Origin of the sequence: Streptomyces coeruleofuscus (assembly GCF_039532725.1) — a bacterium.
GTDB classification, from domain to species: Bacteria; Actinomycetota; Actinomycetes; order Streptomycetales; family Streptomycetaceae; genus Streptomyces; species Streptomyces coeruleofuscus.
This window is the reverse complement of the sequence record NZ_BAAASE010000003.1, coordinates 637,909-659,080: the sequence shown is the minus strand read 5'-3', so window position 1 is coordinate 659,080 and position 21,172 is coordinate 637,909. Positions and strand designations below refer to the sequence as shown.

General features: G+C 72.0%; 17 protein-coding genes. 10 read left to right on the top strand and 7 right to left on the bottom strand.

The annotated features are described in order from the left end of the window. Positions 1-157: 157 nt before the first annotated feature. On the bottom strand, positions 158-736 hold the full coding sequence (locus ABFX81_RS14170) for a TetR/AcrR family transcriptional regulator (RefSeq protein WP_086847879.1): 579 nt from the start codon (positions 734-736) through the stop codon (positions 158-160). 157 nt (positions 737-893) lie between these two features. On the opposite strand from ABFX81_RS14170, the gene ABFX81_RS14165 reads away from it, so the two are divergent. Continuing rightward, positions 894-2,336, top strand: coding sequence for an FAD-dependent monooxygenase (locus ABFX81_RS14165; RefSeq protein WP_086847877.1), 1,443 nt, complete (start codon positions 894-896; stop codon positions 2,334-2,336). Positions 2,337-2,406: 70 nt separating this feature from the next. On the opposite strand, the gene ABFX81_RS14160 is transcribed toward ABFX81_RS14165, so the two are convergent. Beyond that, positions 2,407-2,925 carry a MarR family transcriptional regulator gene (locus ABFX81_RS14160; RefSeq protein ID WP_086847875.1) on the bottom strand — a complete coding sequence of 173 codons (519 nt, stop codon included), beginning with the start codon at positions 2,923-2,925 and terminating at the stop codon, positions 2,407-2,409. Positions 2,926-3,031: 106 nt separating this feature from the next. Between ABFX81_RS14160 and ABFX81_RS14155 the strand changes: the two genes are divergently transcribed. Then, positions 3,032-4,060 (top strand): EamA family transporter, encoded by a 1,029-nt coding sequence (locus ABFX81_RS14155; protein WP_346138126.1) that lies wholly within the window; start codon positions 3,032-3,034, stop codon positions 4,058-4,060. 13 nt (positions 4,061-4,073) lie between these two features. Here the strand turns inward: ABFX81_RS14155 and ABFX81_RS14150 are convergent, their stop codons facing one another. Further along, positions 4,074-4,652, bottom strand: a complete 579-nt coding sequence (locus tag ABFX81_RS14150; protein WP_086847873.1) for a TetR family transcriptional regulator — start codon at positions 4,650-4,652, stop codon at positions 4,074-4,076. Positions 4,653-4,723: 71 nt separating this feature from the next. Here ABFX81_RS14150 and ABFX81_RS14145 point away from each other — a divergent pair, with 71 nt between their 5' ends. Then, on the top strand, positions 4,724-5,317 hold the full coding sequence (locus ABFX81_RS14145; RefSeq protein ID WP_086847871.1) for a dihydrofolate reductase family protein: 594 nt from the start codon (positions 4,724-4,726) through the stop codon (positions 5,315-5,317). Positions 5,318-5,393: 76 nt separating this feature from the next. Here the strand turns inward: ABFX81_RS14145 and pepN are convergent, their stop codons facing one another. After that, positions 5,394-7,967: an aminopeptidase N gene (pepN, locus tag ABFX81_RS14140; protein ID WP_086847869.1), complete on the bottom strand. Its 2,574-nt coding sequence runs from the start codon at positions 7,965-7,967 to the stop codon at positions 5,394-5,396. Positions 7,968-8,631: 664 nt separating this feature from the next. On the opposite strand from pepN, the gene ABFX81_RS14135 reads away from it, so the two are divergent. Then, entirely contained in the window at positions 8,632-9,132 is a 501-nt protein-coding gene (locus tag ABFX81_RS14135) for a DUF1203 domain-containing protein (protein ID WP_086847884.1), read from the top strand. On the opposite strand, the gene ABFX81_RS14130 is transcribed toward ABFX81_RS14135, so the two are convergent. Next, a complete protein-coding gene (locus tag ABFX81_RS14130) occupies positions 9,133-10,149 on the bottom strand; it encodes an aspartate-semialdehyde dehydrogenase (RefSeq protein WP_086847865.1) in 1,017 nt (338 codons plus the stop codon). Positions 10,150-10,486: 337 nt separating this feature from the next. Here ABFX81_RS14130 and ABFX81_RS14125 point away from each other — a divergent pair, with 337 nt between their 5' ends. Together ABFX81_RS14125 and ABFX81_RS14120 are read left to right on the top strand one after the other, a co-directional pair. Then, complete coding sequence (locus tag ABFX81_RS14125) at positions 10,487-11,023, top strand: RNA polymerase sigma factor (RefSeq protein WP_346138198.1); 537 nt, start codon at positions 10,487-10,489, stop codon at positions 11,021-11,023. Position 11,024: 1 nt separating this feature from the next. Next, the gene (locus ABFX81_RS14120; RefSeq protein WP_346138125.1) at positions 11,025-11,954 is read left to right on the top strand and encodes a hypothetical protein; all 930 of its coding nucleotides are present in this window, start codon (positions 11,025-11,027) and stop codon (positions 11,952-11,954) included. Positions 11,955-12,030: 76 nt separating this feature from the next. Here ABFX81_RS14120 and ABFX81_RS14115 read toward each other — a convergent pair whose 3' ends face one another. Then, complete coding sequence (locus tag ABFX81_RS14115) at positions 12,031-15,327, bottom strand: S8 family serine peptidase (RefSeq protein WP_346138124.1); 3,297 nt, start codon at positions 15,325-15,327, stop codon at positions 12,031-12,033. 219 nt (positions 15,328-15,546) lie between these two features. On the opposite strand from ABFX81_RS14115, the gene ABFX81_RS14110 reads away from it, so the two are divergent. The 4 genes from ABFX81_RS14110 (at position 15,547) to ABFX81_RS14095 (ending at position 20,036) form a co-directional block, all read left to right on the top strand. Next, the gene (locus ABFX81_RS14110; protein ID WP_346138123.1) at positions 15,547-16,014 is read left to right on the top strand and encodes an NUDIX hydrolase; all 468 of its coding nucleotides are present in this window, start codon (positions 15,547-15,549) and stop codon (positions 16,012-16,014) included. A 231-nt stretch (positions 16,015-16,245) separates the two neighbouring features. After that, the gene (locus ABFX81_RS14105) at positions 16,246-18,003 is read left to right on the top strand and encodes a TIGR03767 family metallophosphoesterase (protein ID WP_346138122.1); all 1,758 of its coding nucleotides are present in this window, start codon (positions 16,246-16,248) and stop codon (positions 18,001-18,003) included. Between the two features lie 91 nt (positions 18,004-18,094). After that, the gene (locus tag ABFX81_RS14100) at positions 18,095-19,234 is read left to right on the top strand and encodes a serine hydrolase domain-containing protein (protein WP_346138121.1); all 1,140 of its coding nucleotides are present in this window, start codon (positions 18,095-18,097) and stop codon (positions 19,232-19,234) included. Between the two features lie 139 nt (positions 19,235-19,373). Beyond that, positions 19,374-20,036: a phosphopantetheine-binding protein gene (locus ABFX81_RS14095; protein ID WP_086849293.1), complete on the top strand. Its 663-nt coding sequence runs from the start codon at positions 19,374-19,376 to the stop codon at positions 20,034-20,036. Positions 20,037-20,120: 84 nt separating this feature from the next. Here ABFX81_RS14095 and ABFX81_RS14090 read toward each other — a convergent pair whose 3' ends face one another. After that, a complete protein-coding gene (locus ABFX81_RS14090) occupies positions 20,121-21,161 on the bottom strand; it encodes a hypothetical protein (RefSeq protein ID WP_086849295.1) in 1,041 nt (346 codons plus the stop codon). Positions 21,162-21,172: the final 11 nt, after the last annotated feature.

Below are 21,172 nucleotides of genomic sequence, written 5' to 3'. Positions count from 1 at the left end.
CTCCCTTCGAGTCCGTCACGCACCTTTTCCGAGGGCGCCGTCCCCGCCGTACGAACGCGCATGCCGCCGTGCGACGACCGGGCGGCGCCCTCGGCTTTCCCGGCGGCCGTAAGCCGGCCGCGAGTCGGCCGTAAGCCGGCCGTGAGTCGGCCGGGAGTCAGGGATTCGGCGCCGTCAGATAGCGCTGCACCGTCGGCGCCAGCCACGCCACGATCTCCTGGCGGCTGAGCGCCACGGCCGGCGGGAGGCGCAGGACGTACCGGGCGAGCGCCATCCCGAGCAGCTGCGTGGAGGTGAGCGCGGCTCGCGCCGGGACCTGCTCGGGGTCAGGGCACACCTGGCGGGCGACCGGAAGCAGCTGCTCCTGGAAGATGCCCTGCATGCGCTCGGCCCCGGCCTGGTTGGTGGCACCGACCCGGAGCAGGGCCGTGAGCACCTCGTTCTCCTCCCACATGGCGAGGAAGTGGGTCACGAGGGCTGACCCGACCTCGTCCCGGGGCAGCGGGCCCAGATCGGGCAGCTTCAGATCGACGGCGACGGCGGCCGCGAACAGGCCCTCCTTGCTGCCGTAGTACCGCATCACCATGGACGGGTCGATGCCCGCGTCCCGCGCGATGGTGCGGATGGTGGCGCGCTCGTAGCCGTCGGCGGCGAAACGCTCGCGTGCGGCGTCGAGGATGGCGGCGCGTGTGGCGTCGGAGCGCCTGGAGGGGGCGGTGGGCTTGTGGTCGGGCATGCCGACGAGCGTATGCCAACACCTGTAGGCCAACAACCGTTGACGAAGCAGGAATCCGGTTCTACGTTGGTCAACGAGCGTTGGTCAACGAGCGTTGGCAAACGTGTGTTGGCCAACAGGCATCGACCAACACGTGTTGGCTTATAGGGAGGCCCTGATGAGCGACACCACCCGCACTGTGATCGTCGTCGGTTCCGGACCCACCGGCCTGCTCCTGGCCGGTGACCTGGCCACCGCCGGCGTCCCCGTCACCGTCGTCGAGAAGCGCCCGCACGGGATCAGCAACCTCTCCCGCGCGTTCGTCCTGCACGCACGGACACTGGAGCAGTTCGACGCACGAGGGCTGGCCGACGAAGTGGAAGCGGTCGGTCGGCGGCTCGGCCGGTTCCGCCTCTACGGCCGGCTCGACCTCGACCTCTCCGCGCTTCCCTCCCGCTTCAACCACCTCCTCGTCCTTCCGCAGTACGAGGTGGAGAAGGTCCTGGAGCGGCGGGCGCTGGAGGCCGGGGCGCGGTTCCGCCACGAGACCGAGGTGACCGGGCTGACACAGGACGCGCAGGGGGTGACGGTGGAGGTCCGGGGGCCCGGCGGAGACGCGGAGGCACTGCGCGCGGCGTACGTCGTCGGCGCCGACGGGATGCGCAGCACGGTGCGGAACGCCGTCGGGCTGCCGTTCCCCGGCCGTTCGGTGATCCGCTCCGTCATGCTCGCGGACGTACGGGTGACCGAGGAGCCCGGGGAACTGCTCACCTTCGACGCCGTCGGTGACGCCTTCGCCTTCCTCGTCCCCTTCGGCGACGGCTACCACCGCGTCGTCTGCTGGGACCGCGGCCGCGAGCTCCCCGACGACGCGCCGGTCGGACTCGACGAGATCAGGGAGACCACCCGGCGCGCCCTCGGCCGTGACTTCGGCATGCACGACCCACGCTGGATGTCCCGCTTCCACAGCGACGAGCGGCAGGCGCCCGCCTACCGGGCCGGCCGCGTCCTCCTCGCCGGTGACGCCGCGCACGTCCACACCCCGGCCGGCGCCCAGGGCATGAACACCGGCCTCCAGGACGCGGCCAACCTCGGCTGGAAGCTGGCCGCCGTCATCGAGGGGCACGCGGCCGACGCGCTCCTCGACACCTACCAGGCCGAACGGCACCCCATCGGCAGGACGGTGCTGCGCAGCAGCGGCGGCATCGTGCGTGCCGCGATGGCCCGGCGGCCCTGGACGATCGCCCTGCGCACCGCCTTCGCCGCCTTCCTCGGCACCGTCGGCCCGGCCCGCCGCAAGGCGCTCGGCCAGGTCACCGGCATCGGCTACCGCTACCCCGCACCCCGCGGCTCCCACCGCTTCACCGGCATGCGCGTCCCGGACGTCGCCCTGGGCGGAGGCGGTCGCCTCCACGAGGCGATGCGGGGCGGCCGGTTCGTGCTGATCACCCCGGAGCCGTACAAGGCCGGGGCCGCCCGTGAGGACCGGCTGGCCGTGGAGCGCTGGGCGAGCGACCGCCGTACGACCGTGCTGGTGCGGCCCGACGGGTACGCGGCATGGGCGGCCGACTCGGCGGACGCCCGGGCGATCGAGGCGGCCGTCACCGCCCACGTGGGGTAGCGCCTCTGCGGGCCGGCGCCGACGTCGGCACCGGCGCGTCGGGTCACCGGCCAACGCGTCGGACGCCGGTTCAGTCCTGCCGGTCCTCCGTCGTGCGGAGCAACTCCCTGAGCAGCTCCGCCAGCTGTCCGGCCTGCTCGGCGTCGAGGCCGGACAGCGCCTCCGTCTGGACGGCGAGTCCTGCACCGACCGCCTCGTCGATCAGCTCCAGGCCCTTGTCGGTGAGGGTGACCTTCAGGCCCCGGCGGTCGTGCGGGTCGGGGGAGCGGCGCAGCAGGCCGGCGCGCTCCAGCTTGTCGAGGCGGCCCGTCATGCCTCCCGTCGTGAGCATCAGCGTGGCCGAGAGCTGCCGGGGCGAGAGCGTGTAGGGCTCGCCGGCGCGGCGCAGGGTCGCCAGGACGTCGAACTCCCCGCGGCCGATCCCGAACCGCGCGTACGCCTTCTCGGTCCGTTCGCTCATCGCGCGGGAGAGCCGGTAGATACGGCCGAAGACCTCCATGGCGGCGGTGTCGAGGTCGGGCCGCACCGTCGCCCACTGGTCGATGATCGCGTCGACGGGGTCCGTGCGCTGCTCGGGACGTTCGGTCATGGCACGAGTATCCGACGGCTTCGGGTCGCCCGCAAGAAAGTGGCTTGACGGCAAGTTGCTTAACGCTAAGCTACTTGCCACTGACCTACTCAGAAGGGTGCGACTCATGCGTCCCCAGGCCGCGCACCGCGCCACGCTCACCGCCCTCACCGCCCTCGCCCCCGTCTCCTGGGGCACGACCTACGCCGTCACCACCGAGTTCCTCCCGCCCGACCGCCCCCTGTTCACCGGCCTCCTGCGCGCCCTGCCCGCCGGTCTTCTCCTGCTGGCCCTCGCCCGGGTGCTGCCGCGCGGCGCCTGGTGGTGGAAGTCGGTGGTGCTGGGCGCGCTGAACATCGGCGCCTTCTTCCCACTGCTGTTCCTCTCCGCGTACCGGCTGCCCGGCGGCATGGCGGCGGTCGTCGGCTCGGTCGGCCCGCTGTTCGTGGTCGGCCTCTCGGCCCTGCTGCTGGGGCAGCGGCCGTCGCCGCGCACGCTGCTCACCGGGATCGCGGCCGCGTTCGGCGTCAGCCTGGTCGTGCTCCAGGCGGCCGGGGCGCTGGACGCGCTGGGCGTGCTGGCGGCGTTCGCCTCCACGGCGTCCATGTCCGCGGGCACCGTGCTCACCAAGCGGTGGGGGCGCCCGGAGGGTGTCGGCCCGCTGGCCCTCACCGGCTGGCAGCTGACCGCGGGCGGCCTGCTCATCGCGCCCCTCGCCGTCCTCGTCGAGGGCGCGCCGCCCGCGCTGGACGGCCGGGCGGTCGGCGGCTACCTCTACCTCGCCCTGGCGAACACGGCGGTCGCGTACTGGCTGTGGTTCCGCGGCATCGGCCGCCTCACCGCCACCCAGGTCACCTTCCTGGGCCCGCTCTCCCCGCTCACCGCGGCCGTCGTCGGCTGGGCGGCACTCGGCCAGGCGCTGACACCGGTGCAACTGGCGGGCATGGCGCTGGCTTTCGGGGCGACGGTGGCGGGGCAGATCGGGCCGCGGCGGAAGCCGTCGGGCCCGGAGGCGGTCCGGGGCACCTCTGGCGGGCCGGTCCTCGGTTCTCCTGGACGGAAGGATCCAAGGGAGCTCAAGGGCGGGTCAGGGCAGGGCGTGACAGGCCAGGGAGTGACAGGCCAGGGCCTGACAGGTCCGGCGCTGCGGCGATAGGCCCCGCTCCCGCTCAGTCCGCCGCCACGATCCGCTCGACCGCGGCCGTCACGAGCTGTTCGCGCTCGGCCTCCGTGAAGACGTCCGGCAGGGTGAGCTGCTCGACGATCAGCCAGTTCAGGGTCAGCATGAGCAGTTTGACGGCCATGGCGTCGCCGGGGAGGCCGGAGGCCTCGTGATAGGCGACGTTGGCGTCGACGTCGGCCCGGACCCGTTCGGTGAGGACCTTGCGCAGCTCGGGGCGGCGGGTGGCCTCCAGCCGGAGTTCGAGGAGCGCGAGGTAGCCGGTGCGGAAGGAGGCGACGCGGCCGACGAGTTCGCGCATCAGCTCCACGTAGGTTTCCCGGTCGCGGCCGGCCGCGCGCTGGCGGGCGATGGTGGCCTCGTCGGGCTGGAGCCGCTCGTAGACACGCGCGCCGGCCTGGGTGAGCAGGTCGTCGCGGTTGGCGAAGTAGTTGGACGCGGTGCCGGCGGGTACGGCGGCCGCGGTGTCCACGGCCCGGAACGTCAGACCCCGTGCGCCTTCTCCGGCCAGCACCTCGATCGCCGCGTCGACGAGGGCGGCACGCCGCTGTTCGTTCCGCCTGACCATTGACACCACTCCATTCGTAGTACTACGTTCAAACCACTTCAGTCAGAGTACTACATGCGGAGTTGAATGATATGCGAAAGCTCGTGTACTACGTCGCTGTCACGCTCGACGGCCGCATCGCCGGGCCGGGCGGCGAGTACGACTTCTTCCCCGGCGGCGACGAACAGCAGTCCGCCGCCTACAGCGCCTGGACCAACAGCCTGTACCCCGAGACCGTGCCGACCGCCTTCCGCGCCGCCGTGGGCCTCGCCGACGCACCCAACCGGCGCTTCGACACCGTCGTCATGGGCCTCGGCACCTACCGCCCCGCCCTCGACGGCGGAATCCCCAGTCCCTACGCGCACCTGCGCCAGTACGTGGTCTCCAGCACGCTCAAGCCCGACATCGACCCGGCCGTCACCGTCGTACCGGGGGATCCGTCGGCCCTCGTCCGCGAGCTCAAACGGGAGGAGGGCACCGGCCTGGACGTCTGGCTCTGCGGCGGCGGCAGGCTCGCCGGCACCCTGCTGCCCGAGATCGACGAACTGGTGATCAAGAACTACCCGGTGGTCGCGGGCGCCGGCGTCCCGGCCTTCGACGGCGCCTTCGACCCCACGGTCTTCGACGTAGCCGAACGCACCGCCTTCCCCAACGGCGTCACCCTCACCCGCCTCACCCGCCGCTAGGGCGCACGCACCAGCCCCGGCACGAACGAGGGGCGCCCGGCACTGCGCCGGGCGCCCCTCATCGCCGTACGGTCGGCTACTGCGCCGCCGCGTCCGCCGCCTGCGCCCTCAGCGCGCGCTCCACGCCCGCGCGCGACTCCGACACCAGCCGCCGCAGGGCCGCGTTCGGCTCGGCGGAGGTCAGCCAGGCGTCCGTCCTGTCCAGGGTCTCCCGGGAGACCTGGACCGTCGGGTAGAGGCCGACGGCGATCTGCTGGGCCATCTCGTGGGAGCGGGACTCCCAGATGTCCTTGACCACCTCGAAGTAGCGGTCCGCGTACGGGGCGAGCAGCTCGCGCTGGTCGGTCTGGACGAAACCGCCGATGACCGCCTCCTGCACGGCGTTCGGCAGCTTGTCGGAGTCCACGACCGAGGCCCACGCCTCCGCCTTGGCCTCCGGGGTCGGCCGGGCCGCGCGGGCCGTGGCGGCGTGCCGCTCACCGGCGGCCGTACGGTCACGGTCGTACTCGCCCGCGATCTCCGCCTCGTCGAACCGGCCGACCGCCGCGAGCCGCTGTACGAACGCCCAGCGCAGCTCCGTGTCGACGACCAGGCCCTCGATCGTCTGGGAGCCGTCCAGCAGGGCGTCCAGCAGGTCCAGTTGCTCGGGCGTGCGGGCCGTCGCGGCGAACGCGCGCGCCCACGCCAGCTGGTGGTCGCTGCCCGGCGCCGCCGCCCGCAGGTGGGCCAGCGTCGCGTCGGTCCAGCGGGCCAGCAGTGCCTCGCGGGCGGCCGGGTCGGCGTACAGGTCGACCGCCAGCTTCACCTGGCGGTGCAGCGACTGCACGACACCGATGTCGGATTCCTTGCCGATGCCGGACAGCACCAGCGAGAGGTAGTCGCGGGCGGGCAGCTCGGCGTCACGGGTCATGTCCCAGGCCGACGCCCAGCACAGGGCGCGGGGGAGGGAGGACTCGAAGTCGCCGAGGTGCTCCGTGACGAAGGCCAGGGACTGCTCGTCCAGGCGGACCTTCGCGTAGGACAGGTCGTCGTCGTTGAGCAGGATCACGGCCGGGCGGCGCTTGCCCACCACCTGCGGCACGGACGTCAGCTCGCCGTCCACGTCCAGCTCGATCCGCTCCTCGCGGACCAGCTTGCCGCTCGCGTCGTCCAGTTCGTACAGGCCGACGGCGATCCGGTGCGGGCGCAGCGTCGGCTCGCCCTTCGCGCCGGCGGGCAGGGCCGGGGCCTCCTGGCGGATGGCGAAGGACGTGACGACACCGTCCGCGTCCGTCTCGATCTCCGGGCGCAGGATGTTGATGCCGGCTGTCTCCAGCCACGCCTTCGACCAGGACTTCAGGTCACGCCCGGAGGTCGTCTCCAGGGCGCCCAGCAGGTCGGACAGGCGCGTGTTGCCGTACGCGTGCGCCTTGAAGTACGCCTGTACGCCCGTGAAGAACTCGTCCTCGCCGACGTACGCGACGAGCTGCTTGAGCACGGAGGCGCCCTTGGCGTACGTGATCCCGTCGAAGTTGACCAGGACGTCGTCCAGGTCGCTGATGTCCGCCATGATCGGATGCGTGGAGGGCAGCTGATCCTGCCGGTAGGCCCACGTCTTCATGGAGTTGGCGAACGTCGTCCACGAGTGCGGCCAGCGCGAGCCCGGAGCTGCGGCCTGGCAGGCGATCGAGGTGTACGTGGCGAACGACTCGTTCAGCCAGAGGTCGTTCCACCACTCCATGGTCACGAGGTCGCCGAACCACATGTGGGCCAGCTCGTGCAGGATGGTCTCCGCGCGCACCTCGTACGCCGCGTCCGTCACCTTCGAGCGGAACACGTACTGGTCGCGGATGGTCACCGCGCCCGCGTTCTCCATCGCGCCCGCGTTGAACTCCGGCACGAACAGCTGGTCGTACTTCTTGAACGGGTACGCGTAGTCGAACTTCTCCTGGAACCACTCGAAGCCCTGCCGGGTCACCTCGAAGATGGCGTCCGAGTCGAGGTACTCGGCGAGCGAGGGACGGCAGTAGATGCCGAGCGGGACGGACTGGCCGTCCTTCTCGTACACGCTGTGCACCGAGTGGTACGGGCCGACGATGAGCGCCGTGATGTACGTCGAGATGCGCGGCGTCGGCTCGAAGACCCAGACGCTGTCCTGCGGTTCGGGCGTGGGCGAGTTGGAGACGACGGTCCAGCCCTCCGGCGCCCTCACGGTGAACTGGAACGTCGCCTTCAGGTCCGGCTGCTCGAAGCTCGCGAACACCCGGCGGGCGTCCGGCACCTCGAACTGGGTGTAGAGGTAGGCCTGGTCGTCGACCGGGTCGACGAAACGGTGCAGGCCCTCACCCGTGTTGGTGTACGCGCACTCGGCGACCACCCGGAGGATGTTGCGACCCTCCAGCAGGCCGCGCAGGGCGATCCGGGAGTCCGCGAAGACCTCGGCGGGATCGAGGGAGTCCCCGTTGAGGGTCACCTCGTGCACGGCCGGGGCCACCAGGTCGATGAACGAGTCCGCCCCGTTCTCCGAGACGTCGAAGCGCACCGTGGTCACGGACCGGTAGGTGCCGCCCTCCTGCGCGCCGGAGAGGTCGAGTTCGATCTCGTACGAGTCAACGGCGAGCAGCTTCGCCCGCTGCTGCGCCTCCTCGCGGGTCAGGTTTGTGCCAGGCACGCGGTCATCTCCTCGGTATGGGTGGGTTGCGCCATCTTTCCACGGCAGCCTCGCATCAGGCGACGACCTGGGCCTCTCGTAGGGATACCCCTCGCCCGGCGAGGGACGGGGCGAACGCGACGCACCGCCGCCGTCTCTCCGTCGCGGTGCCACACCAGGCCGAGAGCCGACTCGGGCACGGGCTCCACCGGTACGAACACGGGCCGATGACCGGCGACCCGCGACCCACGCCGGGCCCTGCCGGTCATCGCGGCCGGGCCGGGGACGGTCGTCCGCCTGCCGGCCCCGGCGGCGTGGTCACACGCCGGCTCGTCGTCTGCGGCCTGGTCTTCAGGGGGGGCGTCCAGGTCTGCGCCCAGACCTGGCTGCCGACCGCCGCGCCGAGGGCCGCGAGCCAAGATCGGCGCTCTTCGCGGGTGCCCGGGGCGGTGCCGCCTGCGAGCGGGGAGATGGGGACGGTCCTCGACACGGGGATCATGCCGGCCGCGTTCACCGGGGGCCGCGCGGCCGACGCACTGGGCCCGACTGCGGTGCCCGGCGTGGGCGGCTGCCCGGCGCTCCTGACCCTGCCGGCGGCCGTACGGACCGGGCTGCCCGGGACAGGGGCAACACGACGTCCGTTTCCCGCCGGTCCGGAGGGCGCGGGCGAGCAAGCCTGATGAGCATGACGACGACCTACACCGCGCAGCCCATCGCCGCGCGCGTCCTGAAGGAACTGCGCACGACGGACGACGCGGGCCGTCCCGCTGCCCCCTTCACCGACACCGAGGGCGGGGCACCCCTCCGCTGCTGCCTGGGCCGCAGCGAGCCGGGCGAGCGCATCGCCCTGGTGTCGTACGCCCCGCTGCGCCGCTGGGCGGCGGAACAGGGCGTCGATCCCGGCGCGTACGACGAAGTGGGCCCGGTCTTCATCCACGCCGACGACTGCCCGGGACCGGACGCCGACGCCGCCCTGCCCTTCACCAACGCCCACCGCACGGTCCGCCGCTACTCGGCCGAGGGGCACATCCTGGGCGGCCGGCTGGTCGAGGAGCCTGGCGACTTCGACGGGGCCCTCACGGAAGCGTTCGACGACCCGGCCGTGGCGCTCGTCCACGTCCGGGCCGTCGAGTACGGCTGTTTCCTCTACGAGGTGCGCAGGGGCCGCGAGGTGCGCAGGGACTAGCTAGCCCTTCAGCTCGGCCGCCACCAGCTCCGCGATCTGGACCGCGTTCAGCGCGGCGCCCTTGCGGAGGTTGTCGTTGGAGACGAAGAGGGCCAGGCCGTTGTCCACCGTCTCGTCGCGGCGGATGCGGCCGACGTAGGACGGGTCCTTGCCGGCGGCCTGGAGCGGGGTGGGGATGTCGGAGAGCTCGACGCCCGGGGCGTCCTTGAGCAGCTCCGTCGCGCGCTCCGGGGAGATCGGGCGGGCGAAGCGGGCGTTGACCTGGAGGGAGTGGCCGGAGAAGACCGGGACGCGCACGCAGGTGCCGGAGACCTTCAGCTCGGGGATCTCCAGGATCTTGCGGGACTCGTTGCGGAGCTTCTGCTCCTCGTCGGTCTCGTTCAGACCGTCGTCGACGATGTTGCCCGCGAGCGGCAGCACGTTGAAGGCGATGGGGCGCTTGTAGACGCCCGGCTCGGGGAAGTCGACCGCCTCGCCGTCGTGCGTGAGCTTGTCCGCTTCGGCGACGACCTTCTGGGTCTGGCCGTGCAGCTCGGCCACGCCCGCCAGGCCGGAGCCGGAGACCGCCTGGTACGTGGCGACGACCAGGGCTTCCAGGCCCGCCTCCGCGTGCAGCGGACGCAGCACCGGCATCGCGGCCATCGTCGTGCAGTTCGGGTTGGCGATGATGCCCTTGGGGCGGTTCGCGATCGCGTGCGGGTTCACCTCGGAGACGACCAGCGGGACCTCCGGGTGCTTGCGCCACGCCGAGGAGTTGTCGATCACGACGGCGCCCTGGGACGCGACCTTCTCGGCCAGCGCCTTGGACGTGGCACCGCCCGCGGAGAACAGCACGATGTCCAGGCCGGTGTAGTCGGCGGTCGCCGCGTCCTCCACCGTCACGCCGTCCAGCTCAGAGCCCGCCGAGCGGGCCGAGGCGAACAGACGCAGCTCCGTGACCGGGAAGTTCCGTTCCTTGAGGATCCTGCGCATGACCGTGCCCACCTGTCCGGTGGCTCCGACGATTCCGACCCTCACGGTGACTCCCTCTCCTGCGTCTCTTCACGTGCTCGTTGCTTGGCCGAGGCTTTTCCATCATGCGGCCGACCAAGGCCCGTCTGTCCACTTCTTTCCCCGGTCTGCCCGGGGAGTGGGACGACGTGTCCCGTTCCATGGTTGCGGACATTCGGCGTCCACCCCCGCTGAGCTGGATAAATTCGTTTGCCGGGGGTCATACGCCGCAAGGTCGCCTGCCCCTGTTGTTCTCGGCCACACGGGAGTGTGACGTACGCCTCTGCCGCCCGTTGGAAAGGGACCGAACGTTCCGGGCGGTACCGGCGTCGTAGAGGAAACACGGCGAGGGGGGTGGCTTGTGCTGCTGCGCGGAAGGGCCCGGCGGGGCCGGGAGGCGCACGCCGGGACCGGTGACGATCCGCTGGACGCGGCACAGGAGCGCCGGGTGCGGGCGGTGCTCGCGCTGGGCGGGGTGCCGCAGGCGGACCTGCCGGACGGGGTGCAGCAGGTCCGCCTGCGGCTGCTGGAGCGGGCCGCGAGCGGCCGGGAGGCGCCGCGGGACGTCTCGGCGTGGGCGGCGGTGGTCGCCTCCAACCTGGCCATGGACTGGCACCGGGCCAAGCGCCGCCAGGAGCGACTCGGGGAGCGGCTGGCCGCCCTGCGGCAGCTGGAGCACCCCTCCGGCGAGGACAGCAGCGTGCTGTCCGTCGCCGTCGCCCAGGGCCTGGACGAGCTGCCCGACGCCCAGCGGCAGGTCGTCGTGCTGCGTTTCTACGCCGACCTGCCGGTCCGGTCCATCGCCGAGCAGCTCGGCGTCCCCGAGGGCACGGTCAAGAGCAGGCTGCACACGGCGGTACGGGCTCTGCGCGCCCGCCTGTACGAGGACGAGGTGGTGTGACATGCCCGCCCGGAACGACGACGGCCGGCGCGACGCCGACTACGACGGCATGGACGCGCTGATGGCAGCGCTCGTCGACGACCCACTGCCGGAGGGGGCTCGGCGGGACCCGGCCTTCATGACGGCCCACCGCGCGGCCATGGCGGACGTGGCACAGCTGCGGGACCAGCTGCTGCTCCTGGGAGACACCCTGGCGCGCGACGCAGGGGCGGACGTGGCCGGGGCCGAGGGGGAGCCCGGCGCCGGGAGCGAGGCCGGGGCGCGGGCTCGGGGGGAGGCGGGGCCGGCGGCCGGCCCGCACGCCGAAGGGCCGGGGGCGGCCGTCGACCCACCGGTGAGGGAGCTGCCCGTGGGGCCCCGGGCAACTGGGGGCCGGCCCGGGCAACGGAGCGGTGCCGGGTCGTCGTCCGGGCGGCGCAGCCGGCCCCGGCCCCTCGTCGTGGTGCTGCGCGGGCTCGCCGCTGCCGCGGCCGCCACCGTCGTCGTGGGTATGGGATGGCTCGTCGTGCAGGGCGGTAGCGGGTCGGGGCAGGACTCGGGCTCCGGCTCCGACTCGGCCGCCGACTCCGCGGCCGGTTCGCGCCAGGGCGTTCAGGAATCCGGGCCCGGGCGCGCCGGCTACCTCGCCTGCGCCCGGCTCGTGGCCGAGGGCACCGTCGCCGAGGTCGAACCCGTCCCCGGCACCGGCCAGGACCGCGTCACCCTGGACGTGGACCGCTACTACAAGCCCGCCAAGGGCCAGGACCGGGTCGTCTTCCCCATGGACGAGGACGCCGCACCCCAGCCGCAGCCGGGTGAACGCGTCCTCCTCGGGATCACGCGCGGGCAGGCCCAGCCGGACCTGTGGAAGGCGGGGGAGAAGGAGATCGCCCCCGAGCGGGCCCGGATCGCCGCCGCCCTTCCCGAGTCGGGGACCCTTCCCTGCGAGTGAGCCGAGTGAGCACACGGCGGAAACGCCGAGGGCGGGCGTCCGTCCGGACGCCCGCCCTCCTGATGCCGTCGAACCGCTACGGCAGGACCTTCTCGATCTTCACACTGCCCACGCCCGCGGCCGTCCCGCGCGCGTTGACGAGCTGGACCTGGCCGAAGAACTCACGCCCCTCGGGCGCGGCCGCCGCGGCGGTGACGCTGCCCGAGACCGTCGCCGAGTCGCCCGTGCCGAGCTTCACCGGCGCCGAACCGTCGACGGTGACGCTGCCGAGGGAGGGAGCGAAGAACACGTCCCGGTAGTCGTACTCGGTCGTGCCGGCCGGCACCGAGTAGCCGACGACCTCGACGGTGTACTTCCCGGCGGCCGGGGAGGGCACGGAGACCGACTCCTCCGAGTCACCGTCCGCGGAGCTGCCGACCTGCTTGCCGGCGGCGTCATAGACCGCGAGGTCCAGGTCGGCGGCGTTGTCCGAGACACCGCCGATGGCGACGTCCAGCGACTTCGCGCCCGCGGGCACCTCGACCGTCGTGGTCTGCGTCTCGCCCTGCTTGATCGACGGACGGGTCGTCTTGGACGAGCCGAGCGGGCCGCCCACCAGCTTGCCGTCGATCGCGGCGAAGCCGTTCGTCACCTTCCAGGAGGCGGCGGCCGGGGTGCCGACCTTCGCCTCGGGCACGGTCACGGTCTCCGGCTCGAAGGCCGCGCCGAGCACGGCGACGTCCAGCTTGTACGGGTTGTCGAGCAGCGGCGACGTTCGGCGCGACTCGACCTCGATCTCCCACACGCCGGGCTGCGGGTTCGCGTAGGAACGCAGGTCCGGGCGGCAGGTGTTGGCCGGGTTCGGGTAGTTCGGGTAGCAGTTGATCGTCGACGTCGGGTCGGAGGGGACGCCGTAGGGGTGGATGGAGATGAACCGGGTCTGGCTCTTGTCCTTCAGCCCGCTCATCGCGACCTCGAGCGTCTTCGCGCCCTCGGGCACGGTGACGTAGTAGTGCTTCGAGCTGTTGCGCTGCACCGAACCGGACGCGGAGAACGTGTACTTCAGCGGCGCCGCGACCACGACCGTGTTCAGGACCTGCCTGTCGATGCCCTCGGTCTTCGGGTCGTCGACCTCCAGGATCGCGCTCTTGATGCCCGCGGACTTCGGCGCGGCCTGGACCTTGACGGTGACCGGCTTGTTCAGCGGCAGCTTCACCTCGTCGGAGCCGACGATGCGGAACGTGCCGCCCGCGTTGTTCTCGAAGTGCAGCTCGTGCCGGATCGCCTTGTCGGCGCCGGACGTACGCGTGACGGTGATCTCGTACGTCTTCTTCTGGCCGGCCTTCAGGCCGCCCTCACGGTCGTACAGGCCCGTGCCGTGGCCCGGGGTCTTCAGGAACTGGTCGATCGCGGTGTCGACCGGCGCCTTGACCGTGTACGCGTGGGAGGTCGCGCCGTCGCGGATCGAGTCCCAGGCGTCCTCGATGTTCATCAGGCCCGCGCCCTCCTCGTACGCCTGCACACCCTTGATGTGGTCGGCGGTCGAGGTGAGGGCCGTGCGCAGGGTCGCCGGCGTGAGCTCGATCTTCTTCTGCTCGGCGGCCGACAGCAGCAGCGCGGCGGCGCCGGCGGCCTGCGGGGAGGCCATCGAGGTGCCCTGGAGCATGCCGTAGCCGGCCGGCAGGGAGTAGCCCGCCTCGGCGACCGGGGCACCCGGCATCCACGTCTGGATGGTGTTGATCGCGGCACCCGGGGCGACCAGGGTCGGGGTGAATCCGCCGTCCTCACGCGGGCCGCGCGAGGAGAACGGCATCAGCGCGTACTTCTTCTCCACGACCGAGCCGTAGTTGGCGGCCCAGGTCTCCTTGGAGACGGACGCGCCGACCGAGATCACCTTGTCGGCCAGGGCCGGGTCGCCGATGGTGTTGGTGCCGGGGCCGGAGTTGCCCGCGGAGATCACCAGCTGGACGCCGTAGGTGTCGATGAGGCGCGTGTACAGCTCGGCGCGCGCGTTGTTGCCGTCGTTCAGCGCCGGCAGGCCGCCGATGGACATGTTGACGATGTCGACGCCGCGCTTGGTGACGAGGTCGATCATGCCCTCGGTGAGCGCGACGTTGGTGCAGCCGCCGGACCAGGTGCAGGCGCGCGAGGAGACGAGCTTGGCACCCGGGGCGGCGCCGTCCATCTTGCCGCCGAACAGGCCGTTCGCGGCGGTGATGCCGGCGACGTGCGTGCCGTGCTCGGACTCGATGACGCCGATGTTGACGAAGTCGGCCTTCGCGCCGGCGCCGTTGTGGACGACGTCCTTGCGGATCTCGACGACGAACGGCTGCCGCTCGGCGATGTCGGTCTTCGGGTCGTCGGTGCCGAAGTAACCGATCTGGAAGCCGTCCCTGTAGGGCTTCATCGCGGTGTCGTCACCGAAGTCGGCGTTGTTGTTCAGGTCCACGCGGACCGTGCCGGCGGCCGGGTCGTACAGCACGCCCCAGGAGTCCGTGGTGTCGCCGTCGCGGTTGGCGTCACCCGCGGCGTCACCGCCGGTGGTGTACGACTCCTTGAAGGTGCTCACCCGGTACGCGCCCGACGGCGCCTTCCACGTTCTGCCGTCGTGCGTGAACGTGGGGCCGGAGACGGAGGTGTCCATCCGGCGCCAGGTGTTGTCGTTGTCGACTACCGGGTCCGTCGCCGTCACCCAGTCGACGATCTTCCGCTCGCCGGTCGTGGTCTTCTGGAGCGCCGGGTGGCCCAGGTCGACGCCGGAGTCCAGGATGCCGATGGTGATGCCGCGGCCGTCCGCCTTCGGGTGGTCCTCGACGAAGTCGACCGCGCCCGTCTCGAAGGACGGGTTGTACGGGTTCTCCGCGGGAGTCTTCTTCCCCGGTGCCGGGTACGTCCCCGCGGCGGCCTTGGCACCCTTGGCGGTGTCCGCGGCCGGCGTCGGGTCGTCCAGCGGGATCTCCTCGCGCAGGTCGATGCCGTGCACGGAGGAGAGCTTGGCGGCGGCGGCGATGGCCGAGTCCGCCCGGGACGTCGGGACGGTGGCGCGGACGTAGCCCAGCTTGTCGTCGGACCGGCCCACCGAGCCGCCCTTGACCGCGTCCAGCTGCCCGGCGACCTGCTCGGTCTGCCCGGGCGCGGTGGCGATCATCATCGTGACGGTCTTGTCGCCGTCCGCCTTCGCCTCGGCGAGCAGGTCCGCGTCGCCCGAACCGAGCTTGTCGTGCGCGGACTTGACGTCGGCGTCGGCCGGGGCGGACGCACCCGGCTCGTCGGCGGCGAAGGCCAGAGGGACCGGCCCGGCCGCGGAGAGCGCGGCGACGAGACCGGCGGCCACGGCGACGCGCGCCACGCGTCTGCGGGCCGATATCAGGTCACGCTGGGGGGTGTTGGTCATCGGCATCCCTTGTAGGTAAAGGAACGTGCGGGAGCGACCGGGGCCGATCGGTCCTGGTCGCGACCGTCCGGAACGCAGGCCCGGACGATCGCACAGCTTTACGCAAGGTGAGGTTCTTTGGGGAGGGTTGACCGAAACGAAATGGATGTATGGGGAAAACCCGCGATGCGTTTTGCGGGCATGAGTCCCGAAGGCGGCGAAATCGGTTAACGTCCCGGAGTGAGACAGAAGTTGAGGGTGGCGGCCTACGCCGTATGCGTCCGTGACGGACAGATCCTGCTCGCCCGCTCCCCCGCCGCCGACGGCACCCCCGAGTGGGTCATGCCCGGCGGCGGCATGGAGCACGGCGAGGACCCCTACGACACCGTGCGCAGGGAGGTCGAGGAGGAGACCGGGTATCTCATCGAGGTCACCGGGCTGCTCGGCGTGGACTCCTCCCACCGCGTCTTCCGCGAAGGCATCGGACGTGCCGTCGACCATCACGCCGTCCGCTTCGTCTACGAGGGCCGCATCATCGGCGGCGAACTGCGCAACGAGGTGAACGGCTCCACCGACCTCGCCGCGTGGCAGGACCTGGACGCCGTGCCCGGACTGGTCCGGGTGGGGATGGTCGACATAGCACTGCGCCTGTGGCGGGAGCGGCCGGTCACCGGACGGCTCGCCGACGTCATGGAGGACGCCGAATAGGTTCAGTACCCCGGGAGATGAACACCGCGTGACCGGCTCCCGGCCGTTCCCGGAGCGGCCGACGACGCGCAGGGTAGTCCAAGATCCACGTACGGTGATCGGCGCTGCGCGTTGCCACCCCGTTTACGCGCAGGTCATTCCCAGTGCCAACGATCCAGTACGAGCGGGATGTTCGCGTGCCGGACATCCCGCGACCACTGCCGACGCGTTCGCACTCGGGGAGAGAAGCGCATGTCGCGCACACGCTCAGTCGCCGGCTCCGGCCAGGGCATCCACCGTCGTTCCGTCCTCGCCGCCACGGGAGCGGTCGCCCTGTCCGCGGGCGTCGGCTACGCCCTGCGGCCCAGCGACAGCCAGGCCGCCACGGGCACCAGGCAAACCACCGAGGCCGTCGCCGCCTCCTCCCGCCGGGCACCGGCCGCGCCGCTGGCCCCGTACACCAAGGGCACGACCGTGGCGTCCGTGTCCACCCCGCGCGGCTCCGGCTACCGGCGTCTGGGCGACGGACCCGGCTGGCAGCGGGTCGTGCGCTCCGACCTGGCCGCGCCCAAGTCCGGCCGCGCCGGGCGCCGTACCGCGCTGGCGGCGTTCGTCCAGCTCACCGACCTGCACATCATCGACGCCCAGCACCCGCTGCGCCTGGAGTACCTGCGCTCCGCCGACGTGCACGCCTGGCGGCCGCACGAGGCGCTGACCGTGCAGGGCGCGATCGCGCTGGTGGAGCGGATCAACGCGCTGCGCGGCGCGCCCGTCACCGGAAGCCCGCTGCACTTCGCCATGACCACCGGCGACAACACGGACAACAACGCCAAGTCCGAGCTGGAATGGTTCCTGAAGGTCATGAGCGGCGGGCGCATCACCCCCAACACCGGGGACCCGCGCCGGTACGAAGGCGTCCAGAACAGCGGCCTCAAGCTGTACTGGCAGCCGGACGCCGCGGTCCGCGACACCGACAAGCAGGCCGGCTTCCCGCACCTCGACGGCTTCCTCAAGGCCGCCATCCGCGAGGTCCGAAGCCCCGGCCTCAACCTGCCCTGGTACTCCACCGTCGGCAACCACGACACCATGCCGATGGGCTGCTACGCCTCGCACGGCGACTCCTACCTCACCGAACTCGCCGTCGGCGGCAAGAAGCTGATGAACGTGTCCGCCGCCGAGGCGCAGCGGCTCCAGACGCTCATCAAGAAGGCCCGGGACCCCGAGGGCGTCCGCTACCACGACTTCCTCAAGACCCACGCCCGGTCCACACGCTCGGTCACCCCCGACGAGAGCCGCGCCCCCTTCACCCCCACCGAGTACATCCGGGCGCACCTGGACCCGGCCTACCGCGGCATCGGCCCGGCCGGCCACGGCTACTCCTCCGCCAACCTCGACACGGGCACCCAGTACTACGCCTTCCGCGTCTCCGACGACGTCATCGGCATCAGCCTGGACACCACCGACGCGGGCGGCCACTACGAAGGCTCCCTCGGCACGGCCCAGTTGAAGTGGCTCGACCGGACACTGCGGGAGAACAAGGACTCCTACGCGGTGATCTTCAGCCATCACACCAGCAAGACGATGACGAACACCCGCACCGACCCGGCCCGCCCCCACGAGCGCCGGCACAACGGCCAGGAGGTCCTCGCCCTCCTCGGCGGCCACCGCAACGTGCTCGCCTGGGTGAACGGCCACATCCACAAGAACGTCATCACCCCGCACGCGATGTCCTCCGGCGGCTCCTTCTGGGAGATCTCCACGGCGTCCCACGTCGACTACCCCCAGCTCGCCCGCATCATCGAGCTGACCGACAACAAGGACGGCACGGTCTCCCTGTTCACCACGCTGGTGGAGTCCTCGGCCCCGCACCGCACGGACTTCTCCGACCTCTCCCAGACCGGCCTCGCGGCCCTCTACCGCGAGCTGTCCCTCAACGCCCCCGGCGCGAGCACGACCCTCGGCGGCGACCCGGAGGACCGCAACACCGAGCTGGTGCTCAAGAAGGACTGAATCCCGCCCAACCCGCCCCGTCCGGTCAACTCCGGCCCGGCGGCTCGGGTCCCACCCCCTGACACCGCTCGACATGACGGGGGTAGGGGACATGAACAGACGCACACGCACGATCCTGACGGCGGCGACGGCCGTGGCACTGTCGGCGGCCCTGGCGGGCCCCGCGGTCGCGGCCCCGCAAACGTACGGCCACGACGCGACGCGGCAGGCGGTCCGGGCGGCGGTCGCCGACGGCGTCCCGGGCGTGACCCTGAGAGTGCAGCGAGGGCACGGCGCCTGGGCGGCCACGGCCGGAGTGGGCGACCTCAAGACGGGCAAGCCGCGTTCGACGCGCGACCACTACCGCGTCGCCAGCATCTCCAAGACGTTCGTCGCCACCGTCGTCCTGCAACTGGAGGCGGAGGGGCGGCTGTCGCTGGACGACACGGTGGACAAGTGGCTGCCGGGCGTGGTGCGGGGCAACGGCCACGACGGCCGCAAGGTCACCCTCCGCCAGCTCCTGAACCACACCAGCGGCATCTTCGACTACCTGGCGGACCCCGGCTTCCAGCGGACGTACATGACCGCGGACGGCTTCATGAAGCACCGGTTCGACGAGGCGGACCCCGAGGAACTGCTCGCCTTCGCCCTGGCGAACGAGCCGTACTCCGCGCCGGGCAGTTCGTTCGAGTACTCCAACACGAACTACCTCCTGGTCGCGCGGGTGATCGAGAAGGCCACGGGCAACGACTACGGCGACGAGATCGACCGGCGCATCATCGCCCCGCTGCACCTGACCTCCACGTCCGTCCCCACCACCCGGGTCACCCTGCCGCGGCCCAGCAGCCGCGCCTACTCCAAGCTGGCCGAGACGGACACGGGCCCGACGTACGACGTCACGGAGCTGAACGCGCGTCTGGCCTACGGCTCGGGCCAGATGGTCTCCAGCTCGGCCGATCTGAACCGCTTCTACTCGGCCCTGCTCCGCGGCAGGCTGCTCCCGCCCGAGCAGCTGGAGGAGATGAAGACCACGGTTCCCTCCAGCCGGGAGACCAGCCGCTACGGCCTGGGGCTCGTCGACCGCGAGCTCAGCTGCGGCGTCCACGTCTGGGGCCACGACGGCGGCATCAGTGGCTCCAACTCGGACGCCGTGACGACCGAGGACGGCCGCCACACGCTCGCCGTCAACTTCAACGGCGACTGGTCGGGCAGCACCGAGGCGATCATCGAGGCGGAGTTCTGCGACACGTAGGACGGTGCCGTCCGTCCGCTTGGTGAGAGGCCCGCTCACCATGCGAGAAGACGGCCGGACCCCCCATCCCTCGGCTGCCTGGCTCCGAATCCCTAGCGAGGAAGGGCACGCGACAGTCGCAGCCGAGGGGGCCCTCCTCATGAAGGGACAACAACTCCAGGAGGCGGCCAGGGGCGTCATGGAGGGAGCCCGGCCCTGCGAAGAGCCGCCGCATCCCGCGGTGTCCGCCGCGGCAGAGCGGCTCGCCGCACTGCTGGCGGATGTCGCCCGGCTGGACGAGGTACCGCTCGACGGCAACTTCTTCGATGATCTCGGCGCCGACTCGTTGGTGATGGCGCACTTCTGCGCGCGGGTGAGGAACCAGCCGGACCTGCCGCCGGTGTCGATGCGCGACGTCTACCGGCATCCGACCGCCGGCAGTCTCGCGGCCGCGCTGCTCGACAGCACCCCGCCGCCACCCGTATCCGAGACGCCCGGCCCGCCGGTACTGCCCAGGGAACAGGCCGAGGCCCCGGCACCGGCGCCGCCGACGGGCCGCCCCGACCACGTGCTCTGCGGGGCACTCCAGCTTCTGGCCTTCCTCGGCTACGCCTTCCTCCTCGCCGCCGTCACCGCCCAGGGCTACGAATGGATCTCCGCGTACGCGCACCTGCTCGACGCCTACCTGCGGAGCGTGGTGTTCGGCACCGCGCTGCTCCTCGTGCTGTGCGCCCTGCCCGTGATCGCCACTCGCGCCGGCCGGAGCGGGGCGGGGCGTTGCCCCTCACCCTTTGTTCGAAGCTGCCGCCGCGACAGATCATGATCAGTCGCCGCCGGAGTGGGAGGAGGGGCCGCCGGCGACTCCGGCGGCCCCTCCTCTCCCCTCCCGGCCCTGCCCGGCCGGTCACTACCGGGGCAGTACCACGACATACGCGGCCGGATCGCGGTCGGCCGAGGCCATCAGGGCCGTGCGGACCACCGCCGCCTGTTGTTCCAGTGAGTCGCGGAGCTTCCTGGGCGTGATGTGGACGACGGTGATGCCGAGGCGCTCCAGGTGCTCGCGCTTGCGGGCGTACTCGGACCACAGGGCGTCGTCGTCCTGCCGGGGCGCCCGCGTGTCCAGCTCCAGCGCCACCGCCTGGTCGGGCCAGTACGCGTCCAGGCCCCCGAGGTAGGGGCCGCCGGGCAGGCGCAGGTCCACGTTCCAGACCGGGTCGGGCAGGCCGTACTCGCGCACCATCCGGTACAGGCGGTCCTCCGCGATCACCCGGCCCTCGGCCAGCAGGGAGTCCACCGCGTCCACCACGTGCGGACGGCTCAGCAGCCGCGCCTGGTTCAGCTCCCGCACCACCGCCGCCGGCTCGCAGTGGGCGCCGCGCACCGCCTCCGTCATCAGCCGGCGCACGGTGCCGGCGTCCGCGAGCCCGGCCACCGCGTCGGCCAGCGCGCGGGCGACCGGGGCCACCGGCAGGCCCGTGACCTGCTCGGGGGCGGGCAGCGCGGCACTGCGGACGATGCGCGCACAGCCCGTCGAGCGCAGCCGGCGCAGCCGCGGGACCAGGACGTCGATCGCGTCCAGGGACGGCAGCGGGGGAGTGGAGGAGAAGCCGTGCAGCGTCAGGGCGGCCAGGCCGGTGATCATCGCATCCGGGTAGGCCGGGGCGTGCCCCCCGCTCGCGCCGGGCTGGGCGGGGACGCCCGTGCCGCGCTCCCGCGCCGCGTACATCAGCACCGCGTGCAGCCGCTCCTCGCTGGTCGGCGGGCCCGGGTGGAGCAGGACGACGCCCGGGAGGAGCTGCTGCCACGGTCCGCCGGGGCGGCACTGCTCGTTCGTCCCGGACGTCGTCACGCCGTGCGAGCGGAGCTGCGCGACCGTCATCACGCGGAGCCGGCCGCGGCCGGACACGTCATGCAGGGGGCGGGGGGAGAGCGGGGTGTTGTGGGTCATGACCCGCAATT